The organism is Streptomyces sp. CB02400, from assembly GCF_001905725.1.
GTDB lineage: Bacteria > Actinomycetota > Actinomycetes > Streptomycetales > Streptomycetaceae > Streptomyces > Streptomyces atrovirens.
On sequence record NZ_LIWB01000014.1, the window covers coordinates 188,255 to 203,595 of the forward strand.

Annotated in this window: 16 protein-coding genes; 7 read left to right on the plus strand and 9 right to left on the minus strand. The window is 72.8% G+C overall.

Going from position 1 to position 15,341, the window contains the following annotated elements; genetic code table 11:
* Positions 1-966 carry a TauD/TfdA dioxygenase family protein gene (locus tag AMK33_RS29030; RefSeq protein WP_073935936.1) on the minus strand — a complete coding sequence of 322 codons (966 nt, stop codon included), beginning with the start codon at positions 964-966 and terminating at the stop codon, positions 1-3.
* A gap of 113 nt (positions 967-1,079) precedes the next feature.
* On the opposite strand from AMK33_RS29030, the gene AMK33_RS29035 reads away from it, so the two are divergent.
* Complete coding sequence (locus AMK33_RS29035) at positions 1,080-1,910, plus strand: aldo/keto reductase (protein WP_073935937.1); 831 nt, start codon at positions 1,080-1,082, stop codon at positions 1,908-1,910.
* Between the two features lie 414 nt (positions 1,911-2,324).
* Here the strand turns inward: AMK33_RS29035 and AMK33_RS29040 are convergent, their stop codons facing one another.
* From AMK33_RS29040 to AMK33_RS29055, 4 genes are all read right to left on the minus strand, one after another.
* On the minus strand, positions 2,325-4,646 hold the full coding sequence (locus AMK33_RS29040; RefSeq protein ID WP_073935938.1) for a SpoIIE family protein phosphatase: 2,322 nt from the start codon (positions 4,644-4,646) through the stop codon (positions 2,325-2,327).
* A 58-nt stretch (positions 4,647-4,704) separates the two neighbouring features.
* Entirely contained in the window at positions 4,705-5,163 is a 459-nt protein-coding gene (locus tag AMK33_RS29045; RefSeq protein ID WP_073935939.1) for a peroxiredoxin, read from the minus strand.
* Positions 5,160-5,540 (minus strand): DoxX family protein, encoded by a 381-nt coding sequence (locus tag AMK33_RS29050; RefSeq protein ID WP_073935940.1) that lies wholly within the window; start codon positions 5,538-5,540, stop codon positions 5,160-5,162. The genes AMK33_RS29045 and AMK33_RS29050 overlap by 4 nt, the downstream gene beginning before the upstream one ends.
* A gap of 91 nt (positions 5,541-5,631) precedes the next feature.
* Positions 5,632-6,129: a MarR family winged helix-turn-helix transcriptional regulator gene (locus tag AMK33_RS29055; RefSeq protein WP_073935941.1), complete on the minus strand. Its 498-nt coding sequence runs from the start codon at positions 6,127-6,129 to the stop codon at positions 5,632-5,634.
* Between the two features lie 239 nt (positions 6,130-6,368).
* On the opposite strand from AMK33_RS29055, the gene AMK33_RS29060 reads away from it, so the two are divergent.
* Together AMK33_RS29060 and hemC are read left to right on the plus strand one after the other, a co-directional pair.
* Positions 6,369-7,145 carry an NPP1 family protein gene (locus AMK33_RS29060; RefSeq protein ID WP_073935942.1) on the plus strand — a complete coding sequence of 259 codons (777 nt, stop codon included), beginning with the start codon at positions 6,369-6,371 and terminating at the stop codon, positions 7,143-7,145.
* Positions 7,146-7,225: 80 nt separating this feature from the next.
* The gene (hemC, locus tag AMK33_RS29065) at positions 7,226-8,161 is read left to right on the plus strand and encodes a hydroxymethylbilane synthase (protein WP_073935943.1); all 936 of its coding nucleotides are present in this window, start codon (positions 7,226-7,228) and stop codon (positions 8,159-8,161) included.
* 8 nt (positions 8,162-8,169) lie between these two features.
* On the opposite strand, the gene AMK33_RS29070 is transcribed toward hemC, so the two are convergent.
* A complete protein-coding gene (locus AMK33_RS29070) occupies positions 8,170-8,691 on the minus strand; it encodes a hypothetical protein (RefSeq protein WP_073935944.1) in 522 nt (173 codons plus the stop codon).
* Positions 8,692-9,189: 498 nt separating this feature from the next.
* Between AMK33_RS29070 and AMK33_RS29075 the strand changes: the two genes are divergently transcribed.
* Positions 9,190-9,987: an RNA polymerase sigma factor SigF gene (locus tag AMK33_RS29075; protein ID WP_073935945.1), complete on the plus strand. Its 798-nt coding sequence runs from the start codon at positions 9,190-9,192 to the stop codon at positions 9,985-9,987.
* Between the two features lie 25 nt (positions 9,988-10,012).
* Here AMK33_RS29075 and AMK33_RS29080 read toward each other — a convergent pair whose 3' ends face one another.
* Positions 10,013-10,333, minus strand: a complete 321-nt coding sequence (locus tag AMK33_RS29080; protein WP_201263100.1) for an ANTAR domain-containing protein — start codon at positions 10,331-10,333, stop codon at positions 10,013-10,015.
* Between the two features lie 248 nt (positions 10,334-10,581).
* Between AMK33_RS29080 and AMK33_RS29085 the strand changes: the two genes are divergently transcribed.
* On the plus strand, positions 10,582-11,385 hold the full coding sequence (locus AMK33_RS29085) for a VOC family protein (RefSeq protein ID WP_073935946.1): 804 nt from the start codon (positions 10,582-10,584) through the stop codon (positions 11,383-11,385).
* Positions 11,386-11,405: 20 nt separating this feature from the next.
* On the opposite strand, the gene glgX is transcribed toward AMK33_RS29085, so the two are convergent.
* Together glgX and AMK33_RS29095 are read right to left on the minus strand one after the other, a co-directional pair.
* Complete coding sequence (glgX, locus tag AMK33_RS29090; RefSeq protein ID WP_073935947.1) at positions 11,406-13,550, minus strand: glycogen debranching protein GlgX; 2,145 nt, start codon at positions 13,548-13,550, stop codon at positions 11,406-11,408.
* Positions 13,547-14,059 carry a pep a2 gene (locus AMK33_RS29095; protein WP_073935948.1) on the minus strand — a complete coding sequence of 171 codons (513 nt, stop codon included), beginning with the start codon at positions 14,057-14,059 and terminating at the stop codon, positions 13,547-13,549. Before AMK33_RS29095 ends, glgX begins: the two co-directional genes overlap by 4 nt.
* 353 nt (positions 14,060-14,412) lie before the next feature.
* On the opposite strand from AMK33_RS29095, the gene AMK33_RS29100 reads away from it, so the two are divergent.
* Both AMK33_RS29100 and AMK33_RS29105 read left to right on the plus strand, forming a co-directional pair.
* Positions 14,413-14,715, plus strand: a complete 303-nt coding sequence (locus tag AMK33_RS29100; protein ID WP_073935949.1) for a DUF5133 domain-containing protein — start codon at positions 14,413-14,415, stop codon at positions 14,713-14,715.
* 73 nt (positions 14,716-14,788) lie between these two features.
* Positions 14,789-15,341, plus strand: a 553-nt coding sequence (locus AMK33_RS29105; RefSeq protein ID WP_143203872.1) for a maltotransferase domain-containing protein, incomplete at its 3' end; no start/stop codon positions are given.

Sequence of the window (15,341 nt, forward strand, 5' to 3'; positions counted from 1 at the left end):
CTACCAGCGGCCGGGCGCGGTACCGGTGAGGGCTCGCGAGGGCCGGCCGTCCACGCCGACGGGCACGTCACCGGCGAGCATCACCCGGTGCATGATCCGCGGGTGGTCGAGGTGGGCGGTGTCACCCGGGGCCAGATGGATGGTGGCCCGGTTGTCCCAGAAGGCCACGCTGCCCGGCTCCCAGCGCAGCCGCACGGTGTACTCGGGCCGGGTGGCCTGCTCCAGGAGCATCTGGAGGACGGCCGTGCTCTCGGGGCGGGACAGGCCGGTGATCTGCTCGACGTAGTAGCCGTTGACGAACAGCACCCGCTCCCCGGTCTCCGGGTGGACGCGCACCAGCGGGTGCTCGGAGGCGGTCTGGCTCTCCAGCAGATGGCGCAGATAGGCGTCGTCGCCGGGGCGGGGCTGGTAGCCGACCCCCAGCCGGTGCTCGGCGCGCAGCCGGTCGGCGAACTCCCGCACCGGGGCGGAGAGTCCGGCGTACGCCGCGGCCAGGTTCGACCAGGTGGTGTCGCCGCCGTAGGGCGGGACGGTCTCGGCGCGCAGGATCGTCGCGGCCGGCGGGTCGACGCGGGCGCCGTGGTCGCAGTGCCAGCCGCGCAGCAGGGTGTGGCGGCGGCGCCGCAGCCACTCGTCGTGCTCCATGCCGAAGCGTCCGCCGAGCTCCAGCCGGTCGGCGGTGGTCTCGATCTCGGGGAAGTCCGCCGGTGAGGCCTTGCCGCGCCGGGGCAGCACGACCGGTTCGCCGAACCGGCGGGCCAGCGCCACATGGCCGGCGTGGTCGAGGCGCTGGCCGCGGAAGAACACCACCTTCCAGCGGAGCACCGCCGCCCTGATGGCGGCGGTCACGGCGTCGTCGAGGTCACCGGCGAGGTCGACACCCGTGATCTCGGCCCCGATGTGCCCGGCCACCGGACGCACCTCCACCGCCGTGCCCTCCCCCGTGCCGTCCCTGTGCGTCGTCATGCGTTCCCCACTCCGTCGGTCGTCCCCACCGGTCTCCCTACCCGTCCGGTTGATCATTGACCCCCTCGTCCCCGACGCTGGGAGGACGACACTGTCAACGGGAAGGCACCCTGGTGAGCAGCATCCCGAGCCACACCCTCAACGACGGCACCACGATCCCCGCCCTGGGCCTGGGCACCTGGCCGATGGACGACGCCGAGGCGGAGCGGGCGGTGGCCGAGGCCCTCCAGATGGGCTACCGCCTCGTCGACACGGCGACCAACTACCGCAACGAGACCGGTGTCGGCCGCGCCGTGGCCCGGGCCGGCGTCCCGCGCGAGGAGGTCGTCGTGACGACGAAGCTCCCGGGCCGGCACCACGGCTACGAGGAGACCCTCGCCTCCTTCGAGGAGTCCCGCGCCCGGCTCGGCCTGGAGTACGTCGACCTCTACCTGATCCACTGGCCGCTCCCCCGCGTCGACAAGTACGTCGACTCCTGGAAGGCCATGATCAAGCTGCGGGAGGACGGGCTCGTCCGGTCCATCGGCGTCTCCAACTTCACGCCCGCCCACATCGAGCGGCTGGAGAAGGAGACCGGGGTGCTGCCCTCGGTCAACCAGGTCGAGCTGCACCCCTTCTTCCCGCAGGAGGAACTGCGCGCGTACCACGCCGACAAGGGTGTGCTGACCGAGAGCTGGAGCCCGCTCGGCCGTGGCTCGACGCTCCTGGACGACCTGGCCGTGGCCGCCGTCGCCGAGGCGCACGGGGTCACCCCGGCCCAGGCGGTGCTGCGCTGGCACGTCCAGCTGGGCGCGCTCCCCGTCCCCAAGTCGTCCGACTCCGAGCGGCAGCGCGCGAACCTCGACGTCTTCGGCTTCGAACTGGACGCCGCCCAGATGCGGACGATCGCCGACCGCGCCCACCGGCGGATCGGCGGGGATCCGGAGGTGCACGAGGAGTTCTGACCGGGTATCCGGCGCCCGCGCGGGCGCCGGTGGCGCACGGGAAGGACCGGGCGGCTCGCCGTGTCCACGGAGGACCGTCCGCCGGCGCACGAGGAGTCCGGGGGCGTGAACCCGCGCGGCGGGTACGGCGGCGGCACGGCCCTCGTCCGGGACCACGGCACGTACGGGCCGCTCGGCCACGCCACGTTCCGGCCGCACGGACCGAAGCCGCACGGCGAGTACGCCCTCACCCGCTTCCGCGGCGCGGACGACGACGGCGGCACGGGGAGGCGTGGCTCCCCGTCCGGGCGTCCGAAGGGGGTGCCGGGGCCGCGGTGCCTCCGGTCCGCGGCGAGCGTGGTCGACGCGGTCGGCGCGCTCCGGCCGGGCCCTCGCCCGGGTCGCCGCGGAGTCCGGCGGGGACCGCGCGGCGGGTCATGGCTGCGGCAGCGGCTGTTCCGCCCAGATCGTCTTGCCGCCGTCCGTCTGGCGGCTGCCCCAGCGCTGGGTGAGCTGGGCCACCAGCAGCAGTCCGCGTCCGCCCTCGTCGTAGGCGTGGGCGCGGCGCAGATGCGGTGAGGTGGAGCTGGCGTCGGCGACCTCGCAGATGAGGGTGCGGTCGCGGATCAGCCGTAGCTGGACGGGCGGCGCGCCGTACCGGATGGCGTTGGTGACCAGTTCACTGACGACGAGTTCGGTGACGAAGGCGATCTCGTCCAGCCCCCACGCTGCCAGCCGTTCGCCGGCCCACTGCCGGGCGGCGGCCACCTCCTCGGGGTCCGGCGGCACGTCCCTCGTGACGACCTGATCGGCGCCCAGGGCCCGGGTGCGGACCAGGAGCAGCACCACGTCGTCGCCGGGCGCCTGCGGCAGTACGTCCTTCAGCACGCCGTCGCACAGGGACTCCAGCGAGTCGGCGGGCACCGCCAGGGCGCGGCACAGCTCGTCGGCGGCCCGGTCGATGTCGCGGTCGCGGTCCTCGATGAGGCCGTCGGTGTAGAACGCGACGACGGAGCCCTCGGGCAGCTGGAGCTCCGTCGCCTCGAACGGCAGCCCTCCGACGCCCAGCGGGGGACCGGCGTTCACACGGATGAGCCGGGACGTCCCGTCGGGCAGCACGAGGGCGGGCGCGGGGTGTCCGGCGGCGGCCACGGCCAGGCGGCGGGTGACGGGGTCGTAGACGGCGTACAGACAGGTGGAGCCCAGCTCGGCGACGTCCTCGCGGTCGTCGGCGGCGAGATGGGTGACCAGGTCGTCGAGGTGGGTGAGGAGTTCGTCGGGCGGGAGGTCCACGTCGGCGAGGGTGCGTACGGCGGTGCACAGCCGGCCCATGGTGGCCGTGGAGGGGATGCCGTGGCCGACGACGTCACCCACGACCAGGGCGACCCGGCTGCCGGCCAGCGGGATGACGTCGAACCAGTCGCCGCCGATGCCGGCCGCCGACGCGGAGGGCAGATAGCGGTGGGCGACCTCGACGGCGGCCTGTCCGGGCAGCCCCTTCGGCAGCAGGCTGTGCTGGAGGGTCAGCGCGGTGGTGCGTTCGCGGGCGAAGCGGCGGGCGTTGTCGACGCAGACGGCGGCGCGGCTGGCGAGTTCCTCGGCGAGCGCGGCGTCGTCGTCGGCGTACCCCTCGGGGTGGATGCTGCGGACGGCCACCGCGACGCCGAGGGTGGTGCCGCGGGCGCGCAGCGGCACGGCCAGCAGCGAGTGGACGCGGCCGGCCGGGGCGGGGGCCCCGCGTTCGGCGATCCACCGGTCGAAGTGCGGTTCGCCGGCACGGGCGAGCACCGCCCTGCACTCCCGCAGCGCCCGCGCGGGCGGTGAGCAGGGCGGGTAGACGTCCGTCTGGCCGAGGCGCACCGCCGCCTGGGGGGCGTCCTCGGCGGCGGAGCCGTGCGCCACCCGGCGCAGTACGACCCCGGTGTCCGGCCGGACCGGGGGTTCGTCGGCGCCGAGGACCCAGTCGTGCAGGTCGACGGTGGCGAAGTCGGCGACCGCCGGCACCAGGATCGCCACGAGTTCCTCGGCGGTGCGGACGACGTCCAGGGTGGTGCCGATGGTGGCCGCGGCCTCGTTCAGCAGCGCCAGCCGCCGCCGGGCGCGGTGCTGCTCGGTGCTGTCGAACGCCGCGAGGGCGCCGCCGACCACCTCGCCGGAGGAGTCACGGACCGGCCACATCTCGATGTTCCAGGCGTGCGGCCGGGTGCCGGAGGGCTCACGGGTGAAGCTCTGGTAGTGCAGGGGTTCGCCCGTCTCGGTGACCTGGCGCAGATGCCGGTGGAAGCCGCGGCTGTACTCGGCGCTCTCCACACTGTCCAGGTACGGCGACCCGATCAGGTCCGTCTCGGGCCTGCCCGTCATCCGGCAGGCGACGTCGTTGAGCCGCAGGTAGCGCTGCTCGGTGTCGAAGACGGACATCGCCATGGACGCCTGCTGGAAGGCCCGCGCGGCCAGGGAGGTCTCCGCCGCGCGGGACGGTTCGGCGGTGATCAGGTGTCCGGCCGGGGTGCCCCCGGCGCCCTGCAGGGGCCGGAGCGTGAGCCGGGCCGGTACGGGGCGGCCGTCGCGGTGACGCAGCGTGACCGGGCCCGAGGGGAGGGGCGCGGTGCCGGACGGCGCGTCCTCGGCGAGCAGCGCCCGTACGGCCCGTCCCACGGCCTCCTCGGCCAGGTGCCCGGTCAGCCGCCGGGCGCCCTCGCTCCACCCCGTCACGATGCCGCGGGCATCGACGACCATCGCGGCGGAGGCGTCATCCATTCGTCCAGGATCATCCCATTACGTGCCTGTATCAACCGCGACGGTCCGCCCGTGCGTCCTATGCGCGGAGCGCGGCGAGCGCCCGGTCCGCGTGGGTGTTCATCCGCAGTTCGCTGCGCACGACCTCCAGGACGGTGCGGTCCCGGCCTATGACGAAGGTGGCCCGTTTCGTCGGCGCCAGGGCGATTCCCCGCTTCACGCCGAACCGCTCACGGACCGTGCCGTCGGCGTCGGACAGCAGGGGCATGCCGAGGGAGTGCCGTCCGGCGAACTCCGCCTGCCGTTCGACGGCGTCCGAGCTGATGCCCACCGGCCGTGCGCCCACCGCGGCGAACTCGGCTGCGAGGTCGCGGAAGCGGCAGGCCTGCGCGGTGCAGCCGGGGCTGAGCGCGGCCGGGTAGAAGAACAGCACCACCGGTCCCTCGGTGAGCAGCTCCGAGAGCCGGCGGACGGTGCCGGTCTCGTCCGGGAGGGCGAAGTCCGGGGCCGTGTCGCCCTTCTCCACCCGCCCGCTCACGACCTGCCCTCCGCGCCCTTGGCGACGCCCCGCGCCCACAGCACCAGCGGCACCTGCAGGGGCAGCCGGCCGAGGGCAGCGGCCCTCTGCGGGGCGGGACGGTGCCGCCAGTCGACGGCCATCTTCACGTTGGCGGGGAACACGCCGACGAAGAAGGCCGCCGCGGTCAGCGCGGCGGCCTTGCGGGTACGGGGCAGCGCCAGCCCGGCGGCCAGCGCGAGTTCGACGGCGCCGCTGGCGTAGGTCCAGGTCCGGGGCGAGCCGGGCAGGGAGCGCGGCACGATGTGGTCGAACTGGCGCGGGGCGGCGAAGTGGGCGGCGCCCGCGGCGGCCAGCAGGCCGGCGAGCAGCAGGGGCGAGCGTTCGGACCGGGACACGGTTCCTCCTCTGATGACCTGCCGCGGGATATTACCCGACGGTAAGTACGGTGAGGCACCGGCCTCGGGACCCGTGGCCCCGGCGCCGCGGTCAGGCGCTGCGGGCGTGTTCCGGCTCCTCGGCGGCGGCGTGGGCGAGGAAGTCGTCGACCATGCGGTGGAAGAGGGTGGCGAGCTGCCGCAGGTCGTCGGGCGACCAGTCGGCCAGGGCCACCTGCATGCCGCGGACCCCCGTCTCCCGGATCCGGGCGATGGCCTCCCGGCCGGCCCCGGTGAGCTCGATGCGCTGGGCGCGGCGGTCGTCGGGGTCCGGGACTCGGGTGACGTGGCCGGACTTCTGCAACTGCTGCACCGTGCGGGTGACGTGCGAGGCCTCCACGCCCAGCCGGGCGGCCAGCTCCCCCGGGCGCATCGGCTCGGTGTCCGCCATCTGCCGCAGCAGTGCGACGGCGGCCCGGTCCAGCGGCACACCCGCCAGGGCCATCAGCCGCTCGTGCTGACGTGCGCGCGTGCTCAGGTAGGTGAGGCGGTGGAGCGCGCGCTCGATCTCGGCCACTTCCGGAGGGGCGGGGACGTCGGGTGTGGGCATGCACCGCACTTTACCATCTCATTGCGTAACTCAATCAATCGCCCACACCCCTCATGGCCGCCGGTCCGGCCGGCACTCCGGGTGATCCGGTGCGATCCGGGGCCCGGTGCGGCGAGTGTTGGGCCGCGCTTCACCAGCGGTACGTCTGCACCCTCTTGGCATGTATACGTCCAGCCGGGATGCTGAACTCCCCGTTCCCCCACAGCCGTTGGCTGCGCCCGGACCATGAGGAGGACGCAGTGCCGTCGAGCACGTTCCGAACGCACCGCAGGAGATGGCTGACCGGCCTCGCCGGCGCGGCCGCGCTCGTCATCGCCTTCCCCGCCACCGCCTTCGCCGCACCCCCTCCCGCCCTGCCGGCCGACGCGGACGTCCTGGAGCGGACGTACCAGCCCGCCTACGACTACGACACCGACGGCTGCTACCCGACAGCGGCGATCGGCCCGGACGGCTCCGTCAACACCGGCCTCAGACCGACCGGCGCCCTCAACGGCGACTGCCGTGACGCCTCGGACCTGGAGAACACCAACGGCTACTCCCGCTCCACGTGCAACAACGGCTGGTGCGCCGTCGTCTACGCGCTGTACTTCGAGAAGGACCAGGCCCTGCCGGGCGTCAGCCTCGGGGGGCACCGCCACGACTGGGAGCACGTCGTGGTCTGGGTGCGGAACGACACCGTGCAGTACGTGTCCACGTCCAACCACGGGTCCTTCACGGTCCACGCGCGGTCGGCGGTCCGCTTCGACGGCACGCATCCGAAGATCGTGTACCACAAGGACGGCATCGGCACCCACTGCTTCCGCCTCGCGGGTTCGGGCGACGAACCGCCGGAGAACCACAGGGGCGGCTGGCAGTACCCGACGCTGGTCGGCTGGAACGGCTACCCGGCGGGGCTGCGTGACAAACTCAGCTCGTACGACTTCGGCAGCGCCCACTTCGGGCTGAAGGACGGCAGCTTCGCCTCCCACCTCGCCGCGGCCAAGCCCTCCGGCATCCCCTTCGACCCGAACGCCTGACCGCACACGGCTCGTTGACGCCGGGGCGCCGTTCGGCGTCCCGGCACCGGCTGGACCCTCCGAGGGTCTATGGTGTCGCCATGTCCGCCCCCGAACTGATCCGTATCGTCTCCCGCGACTCGCCCATGGCGCTCGCCCAGGTGGAGCGCGTCCGGGCCGAGTTGGCCGCCGCCCGTCCCGGTGTGCGCACCGAGGTCGTACCGGTGAAGACGACCGGGGACAAGTGGCTCGGCGACCTGTCGGCGGTGGAGGGCAAGGGCGCGTTCACCAAGGAGGTGGACGCCGCGCTGCTCGCCGGCGAGGCGGACCTCGCCGTGCACTGCGTCAAGGACGTGCCCGCCGACCGGCCGCTCCCGGCGGGCACGGTGTTCGCCGCGTTCCTGGAGCGGGACGACATCCGCGACGCCCTCGTGCACCCGGACGGCCTCACCCTGGACGAACTCGCGCCCGGCACCCGGATCGGCACCTCCTCGGTGCGCCGGGTCGCCCAACTGGCCGCCACCCACCCGCATCTGCGGTGCGTGCCGCTGCGCGGCAACGCCAACCGGCGGCTGGCGAAGCTCGCCGCCGGGGAGGCGGACGCCCTGCTGCTCGCGGTCTCCGGCCTGGAGCGCATCGGCCGCGCCGACGTGATCAGCGAGGTGCTCTCCCCCGAGGCCATGATGCCGCCCATCGGCGCGGGCATCCTCGCGCTGCAGTGCCGTGAGGGCGACACCGGTCTGATCGACGCGGTCGGCGCCCTCGGCCACCCGGACACCCATCGCGAGGCCGCCGCCGAACGCATGTTCCTGCACGTGCTGCAGGGACACTGCAACAGCCCGATCGCCGGCTACGCACGGGTGGACCGCGGCGGCGAACTGTCCCTGCGGGCGTGTGTCTTCACCCCGGACGGCAAGACCCGGCTGAACGCGCACGAGTGGGCGGGACGGCTCGACCCGGCCACGCTCGGCACCTCGGTCGCCGTGGCGCTGCTGCGTCAGGGAGCCCGCGAGATCATCGACGGCATCCCGCACTGACGCGACGCTCAGGCGGTGCCTTCCTCCGCCTGTTCCTGCAGGAAGACGCTCACCTGCTGGGCGAGGCTGTCCCGGCACGCGCCCGCGGGCGCCCCCGTGGACCCCTCGTGCACGCCGATGCCGCCCGTCCACAGCCGGCGCCCGGCCCACTCCTCGTCGACGCGCAGCTGGACCTGGACGTCGACCTGGCTCAGGGACGCCTCGGGACCGGCCGCGTAGAGGACGGCGGTGGCGCGGCGCAGCGGGTAGACGTCGAAGCCCTCGATGAACTGCGAATTGCGCCAGTCGATGAACGCGCTCTCGCCGTCGGGGCCGGTCCGTACGTCGATCTGGCCGTCCTCGACGTGAATGGAGAAAGGCCGGTCGCCGCGATTCTCGACGGTCACGCGGACACTGAAGTACGTCAGCCCCTCGGCGGCGTCGTCCCGTCCCCTCGGCGGTTCGCCGGATTCCAGACGGTGGACGCGGACCCGCAGACCGGCATGCTCGTCGTACTCCTGCCAGTCCCCGACCACGTTCGGCTCGTACACAGTGCACCTCTCGACTTCTGTCCGGTGCTTCCTATCTGTGGCCTCGGCGCACTGTCAAATGAGCGGAATGCGCTGTGGTCAGGCGGTTCGCCCGACCTGATCGGTGATCAAGCGCTGCGCTGGAGGAATCCCCCGGCCGGCCTGCCTGCGGCCGACGGGGGCGTGCCGCACATCACGTCCGGCGCCGTGATCACCGGCGCACCGTCCGGGCGGTCCGCGACGGCGGGGACGGGCCGGCCCGGAGCCGCCCGCTCCGCCGCGGGGAATTTCACGCCGTGGATTCACCCGATTTCACACCGTGCGCTTTCCGGTGATTTTCTCCGCTGAATTCCGGGAGACGTTTTGGAACGACGGATCACGGGGAAGGGAATTCTCAGTGCTTCGGACAGGAGGCACGTCCGTGGGGACCGCTTCGCCGGCCGCGGGCCTGTCATGGTCCGAGCCGCCGCTTCCCACGGGTTCTGTCCATCCGGCACCCCGCTCAGGGAGGTGCGCGTGATGCGTACCGTCAGTCCCAGGAAGCAGCACCCCCACGACGACGCCCCCGACACGGCGGGGGACTTCGCGCGCCTGGCCCGGCTGCCCGAAGGGCCCGAACGCAGGATGCTGCGCGACGCGCTGGTCACGGCCTGGCTGCCCATGGCCGAGCGCATCGCCGTCCGTTTCCGGGGCCGCGGTGAGGCCCTGGAGGATCTGTACCAGGTGGCGGCCCTCGGTCTGGTCAAGGCGGTGGACCACTACGACCCGGCGCGCGGCAACGCCTTCGAGGCGTACGCCGTTCCGACGATCACCGGCGAGATCAAGCGCCACTTCCGCGACCACATGTGGACGCTGCACGTGCCGCGCCGGGTCCAGGACCTGCGCAACCGTGTGCGGCACGCTGCGAAGGAGCTGGCGCAGACCACTCCGGGCCGCTCCCCCACGGTCGCCGAGATCGCCGCGCACACCCTGCTGACCGAGAGCGAGGTGCGCACCGGGATGGAGGCCCTGGAGTGCTTCTCCGCGCTGTCGCTGGAGGCGGAGATGCCGGGCACCGACGGCTACGCCCTGGGCGACGCGATCGGCGGCCCCGATCCGGCCTACGACACGGTCGTCGACCGGGTGGCGGTGCGGCCCTGTCTGGAGGCGCTGCCGGAGCGCGAGCGGCTCATCCTCTATCTGAGGTTCTTCCGGGGGATGACGCAGAGCGCCATCGCCGAGCAGCTCGGCATCTCGCAGATGCACGTCTCCCGGCTGCTCAGCGGCTGCTTCGCCCATCTGCGCGAGGAACTGTTCACCGAGGCCGAGGCCGGCTGAGCGGGGCGGACGCCCCACGGGCGCGTCAGCCGTCCGGCGGCGCGCCCGGGATCTGGGTGGGGCCGAGCCGGTCCAGGACCTCCTCCAGCACCGTCCGTACCTCCGCCGGCAGGAGTCCGGTGCGTCCCCAGACGAGGATCAGGTCGGCCACGTTGCGGAGTTTGATGTTCGTGCGCTGGGAGACCTCCTTCAGCACGGTCCAGCCCTGGTCGGGCGAGACCCGCCCGAGCGCGACCATCATGCCGATCGCCTGGTCCACCACCGCGTGCGAGACGACCGCGTCCTTCAGCTGCTGGACTTCTTCCTCGAGCTGGAGGATGCGGTCGGCGCCCCCGTCCGTGGGCATGGTCACCTCCGGGTCCGGTGTGCCGCTCTCATGGTGCCTTCGCATAGTGCTTGAGTGCCTTCACCCAGTGTCCGATCCCTCCATCGTCGCCACTGCGGCCACCCTGCGCCACCGGGGTGGCCCGGGGCGGCGGGGCCACCGTTTCGGTGCCGCCGCCGGGGTACTCGGCAGGCGCCCGGAGGGGTACCCGGCGGACACTGGTGCCATCCGGGTGGCTGCCAGGCCGACGAGATCAGGACGCGACTGTTATGAACCACGACATGCCCTCCCCCGCCGGCGCGACGGACGTCTTCTCGACGCACTCCGTGTTCGGGGCACCCTGCTGGGTGAGCCTGACCAGCCGCGACATGAAGACGACCGAGGAGTTCTACGGGGCCGTGCTGGGCTGGGAGTGGCGTCCGGTGCGCCTCGGCGACCGGTTCCGCATCGCCCTGTCCGAGGGCCGGCCGGTGGCCGGGATCGCCGATGTCGCCGGCATGTGGCAGATGGCGGTGGCGTGGACGCCGTACTTCGCGGTGCGCAGCGCCGACGAGGCCGCGGGGCGGGTGCAGGAGCGCGGCGGCACCGCGGCGGTCGGTCCGATCTCCCTGCCGCCCGGACGCGCGGCGCTGCTGGCCGACCGGGACGGGGCGACGTTCGGGGTCTGGGAGGGCGAGCTGTTCAGCGACTGGCCCACCTGGCGCCGCGCGCAGCTCGCGTTCGTCCGGCTGCACACCCGCGACGCCTTCGACGCCGCGATCTTCTACGCCGGGGTCTTCGACTGGGCGTCCGACAAACCGGGCTGCGTCGAGGTGCAGTACGAGGGTGAGGAAGTGGTGCTGCGCAGCGAGGGGGACGTGGTGGCGCGGATCGAGTCGGGGGCGGCGGAGTCGGCTCCCGACCCGACGGTCCGGCCGCACTGGCAGGTGCACTTCGCCGTGAAGGACGTGGCCGCCTGTGCCCGCGCCGCGGAGCGGCACGGCGGCAGTGTGCTCTCCCTGGGCGCCGACGAGGCCGTGCTCCGCGACAACGAGGGCGCCCAGTTCACGGTGACGTCACGCCGCGAGCGCTGACGCCTCGCGGGGCCTGCCGGTCATTCCGACGTGCGGGACGGACGGGACAGCAGGACCAGACTGCGGGGACCCACGGTGAGGGTGGTGCCGGCCTTGTGCTCCGCCTCGTCGGGGGTGCCCTCCGGGTCGGCGGTGTCGATCAGGGCCGTCCAGCGCTCGCCGTAGGAGACGGGCGGCAGGCGGAATCCGACGGGCTCCCAGTGGCTGTTGAGCAGCAGCAGGAAGGAGTCGTCGATCAGGCGCCGGCCGCGCGGGCCGGGTTCGGCGATGGCGTCGCCGTTGAGGAACACCCCGACCGAGTGGGCGTCGGAGCGCTGCCAGTCGTCGTCGGTCATCTCCCGCGCGTCGGGCAGCAGCCACACCAGGTCGGGCAGCGGCTGGTCGGCGTGGCGCACGGTCTCGCCCCGGAAGAAGCGGCGGCGACGCAGCACGGGGTGGGCGAGGCGCAGCGAGATGAGCCTGCGGGTGAAGTCCAGCAGCTCGCGCTGTTCGCCGGTGAGCCGCCAGTCGATCCAGCTGATCTCGTTGTCCTGGCAGTAGGCGTTGTTGTTGCCGCGCTGGGTGCGGCCCAGTTCGTCGCCGTGGGAGAGCATCGGGATGCCCTGGGAGAGCAGCAGGGTGGCGAGGAAGTTGCGCTGCTGGCGGGCCCGCAGTTCGAGCACGGCCGGATCGCGGGTGGCGCCCTCCGCGCCGCAGTTCCAGGACCGGTTGGCGCTCTCGCCGTCCCGGTCGCCCTCGCCGTTGGCCCTGTTGTGCTTGTCGTTGTACGAGACGAGGTCGCGCAGGGTGAAGCCGTCGTGCGCGGTGACGAAGTTGACGCTGGCGCGGGGGCGGCGCCGGTGGTGCGCGTACAGGTCGGAGGAGCCGGTCAGCCGGGAGGCGAACTCGCCGAGGGTGTGTTCCTCGCCGCGCCAGAAGTCCCGTACGGCGTCCCGGTACAGGCCGTTCCACTCCGACCACAGCGGGGGGAAGTTGCCCACCTGGTAGCCGCCCTCGCCCACGTCCCAGGGTTCGGCGATCAGTTTGACGCGACTGATCACGGGGTCCTGCTGGATGAGGTCGAAGAACGCCGACAGCCGGTCGACCTCGTGGAACTGCCGGGCCAGGGTGGCGGCGAGGTCGAAGCGGAAGCCGTCGACGTGCATCTCGGTGACCCAGTACCTGAGCGAGTCCATGATCAGCTGGAGGACGTAGGGGTGGCGCATCAGCAGGCTGTTGCCGGTGCCGGTGGTGTCGTAGTAGTGGCGCCAGTCGCCGTCCACCAGGCGGTAGTACGAGGAGTTGTCGATGCCCCGGAAGGAGAGCGTGGGGCCCTTCTCGTTGCCCTCGGCGGTGTGGTTGTAGACCACGTCGAGGATGACTTCGAGCCCGGCCGCGTGCAGGGTCTTCACCATCTCCTTGAACTCGGTGACCTGCCGGCCGCGGGTGCCGTGGGCGGCGTAGGCGTTGTGCGGGGCGAAGAAGCCGATGGTGTTGTAACCCCAGTAGTTGGCCAGGCCGCGGCCCTGCAGCACACCGTCCTGGACGAACTGGTGGACCGGCATCAGCTCGACGGCGGTGACGCCGAGCGAGGTGAGGTGCTCGACCACCGCGGGGTGCGCCAGTCCGGCGTAGGTGCCCCGGAGTTCCGCGGGGACGTCGGGATGGGTGCGGGTGAGGCCCTTGACGTGGGCCTCGTAGATCACGGTGTCGGAGTAGGGGCGGCCGGGCCGGGTGTCGTCGCCCCAGTCGAAGGCCGGGTCGGTCACCACGCCGAGCATGGTGTGTCCGGCGCTGTCGGCGGGGTCGGGGCCGTGCGGGGCGCGCTCGTACAGCGAGGGGTGGTTGTCGATCTGGCCGTCCACCGCGGTGGCGTAGGGGTCGAGGAGGAGTTTCGCCGGGTTGCAGCGGTCGCCGGCCGCCGGGGCCCAGGGTCCGTGCACCCGGTATCCGTAGCGCTGTCCGGGGCCGACGCCGGGGAGGTAGCCGTGCCAGACGAAGCCGTCGACCTCGGTGAGCCGTGTGGTGGTGTGCCGGCCGTCGTCGTCGACCAGGACCAGGTCGACGCGTTCGGCGACCTCGCTGAAGAGCGCGAAGTTGGTGCCCTCACCGTCGTAGGACGCACCCAGCGGGTAGGGGCGCCCGCTCCAGGCGGGCGCCCCTTTCCGGTTCTGTCGCCGGGTCACCGGACCTCCTCCAGGAGGCCGCCCGGCATGCGTACCCGGCCGGTGAGCGTGGCGACGCTCACCTCGCGGGGGAGGTCCAGGCCCTCGCTCTCGCGCGGGTCGGGCGCGGTCGGCACGAGGGGGACGCGTTCGCCGGCGCGGGCGCGCTGCGAGAACCAGATGACCTTGCTGCCGTTCTCGGTGGCGCAGCAGCCCCAGCCGTCGCTGCTCGCCGCGATGTGCTCGAGACAGCCGCGCAGTTCCTGGTCGGGGCGCAGGGCGCGGTTGTTGTCACCGATGGCCGTGATGAGGTGCTGGCCGTTCCACCACATCTCGATCGACGTGTTCTTGTCGGTGGCGTGCTCGTCGATGGCCCGCAGCAGCATCTCGGCGCCGCCGCAGACGGGCTCCATCAGGTTCTCCAGGTCCCAGAACCGGAGGTGAGCGGCCAGTATGCGGCTGACCTGTCCCACCCTCTCGGGGCTGACTTCCACGTCGAGGTGGTAGTAGCAGGGCACTGCGGTCTTCATGGTCGTTGGCTCCTCACGCGAAGCTCTCGTCCCTCCTCGCCCCCGCGGGGCGAGCCCCCGAACACGGAACGTGAGCGGGTATCGCTTCTGAGTCACTTTTCAGAGTGAGGGGGTTGGTCCGTTCGTGCAACACGAGCGCACACCCGTGACCCCTGGGGCGACATCCGGGCGGAGACGGCCGCAGCACACCACCTCAAGTGGTTGAAAAGCCAACAAGACGTTGCGTCATCACCCGTGCACCATGTGTGAAGACCTCGATCGCCGTTACGGGTCCGTGCAGCTGCGCGCACGGCCGCCGCCCGACCGTCGGGACAACGCACCTCGAATCGAGCCCCGGAAAGGTGAACGGCGCCATGCTGCTACCCGCCAAAGCCGAAGTTGCCCGGCAGTTGCGTCGGTACCGGGCCTGGGAACGCGTGATGCTGGCGGCCCCGACCGATCACACGGTACGGGCCACCTTCGAGGACGCCGGCTACACCCTCTGTGTGCTGATGGGCAAGCGCTGCGCGCGGGAGGCGGCGGACGCCGCCGAACGGTATCTGCGCACCACCCTCGTCACCTATCTGCAGGAACAGAACGACACGCCCCGTCCGGCGGCCGCGGTCCGACGGGGACCGCCGGCCGTCGGGCGGCGCTCCCCGGCGGGAAGGCAGTGACCTTCCCGCCGCTGTTTGGTCCCACGCCCGGGCGTCAGCCCGGGCGTCGAGCACGGCGGAGGTGCACAGACCCATGAAGACGACCCGGACCATCGGCCGTGTCCCGGTACGGGACGTCCGGCCGTCCGTCGACTGCGGCAGGCGGCCGGCCAAGGCCGTCGTGGGCGAGACGTTCGAGGTCACGGCCACACTCTTCCGGGAGGGCCACGACGCGGTCGCCGCCAACGTGGTGCTGAAGGATCCCGAGGGGCGGCCGGGGCCGTTCACGCCGATGCGGGAGCTCGCGCCGGGCAGTGACCGGTGGGGCGCGGAGGTCGTCGCGGACGGCCCGGGCCGGTGGACCTACCGCGTCGAGGCGTGGGGCGATCCCGTGGCCACCTGGCGCAGGACCGCCGGCATCAAGGTCCCGGCGGGCATCGACACCGGGCTGGTGCTGGAGGAGGGCGCCGACCTCCACGAGCGTGCGGCCGCCGGGGTTCCGCGGGACGACGGGCAGGACGTGGTCCTCGCCGCGGCCGAGACCCTGCGGGACGACTCCCTGCCCTGTGCCACCCGGCTGGCGGCGGCGTTGACGCCGGAGGTGGACGCGGTGCTGGCCCGGCATCCGCTGCGGGAGCTGGTCACCA

Coding starts and splice junctions, on each gene's coding strand:
- AMK33_RS29085 (WP_073935946.1), top strand. CDS start 10,582: ATGAACCACGACATGCCCTCCCCCGCCGGCGCGACGGACGTCTTCTCG.
- AMK33_RS29030 (WP_073935936.1), bottom strand. CDS start 966: ATGACGACGCACAGGGACGGCACGGGGGAGGGCACGGCGGTGGAGGTG.
- AMK33_RS29075 (WP_073935945.1), top strand. CDS start 9,190: ATGCGTACCGTCAGTCCCAGGAAGCAGCACCCCCACGACGACGCCCCC.
- AMK33_RS29055 (WP_073935941.1), bottom strand. CDS start 6,129: ATGCCCACACCCGACGTCCCCGCCCCTCCGGAAGTGGCCGAGATCGAG.
- AMK33_RS29080 (WP_201263100.1), bottom strand. CDS start 10,333: ATGCCCACGGACGGGGGCGCCGACCGCATCCTCCAGCTCGAGGAAGAA.
- AMK33_RS29095 (WP_073935948.1), bottom strand. CDS start 14,059: ATGAAGACCGCAGTGCCCTGCTACTACCACCTCGACGTGGAAGTCAGC.
- AMK33_RS29100 (WP_073935949.1), top strand. CDS start 14,413: ATGCTGCTACCCGCCAAAGCCGAAGTTGCCCGGCAGTTGCGTCGGTAC.
- hemC (WP_073935943.1), top strand. CDS start 7,226: ATGTCCGCCCCCGAACTGATCCGTATCGTCTCCCGCGACTCGCCCATG.
- AMK33_RS29040 (WP_073935938.1), bottom strand. CDS start 4,646: ATGGATGACGCCTCCGCCGCGATGGTCGTCGATGCCCGCGGCATCGTG.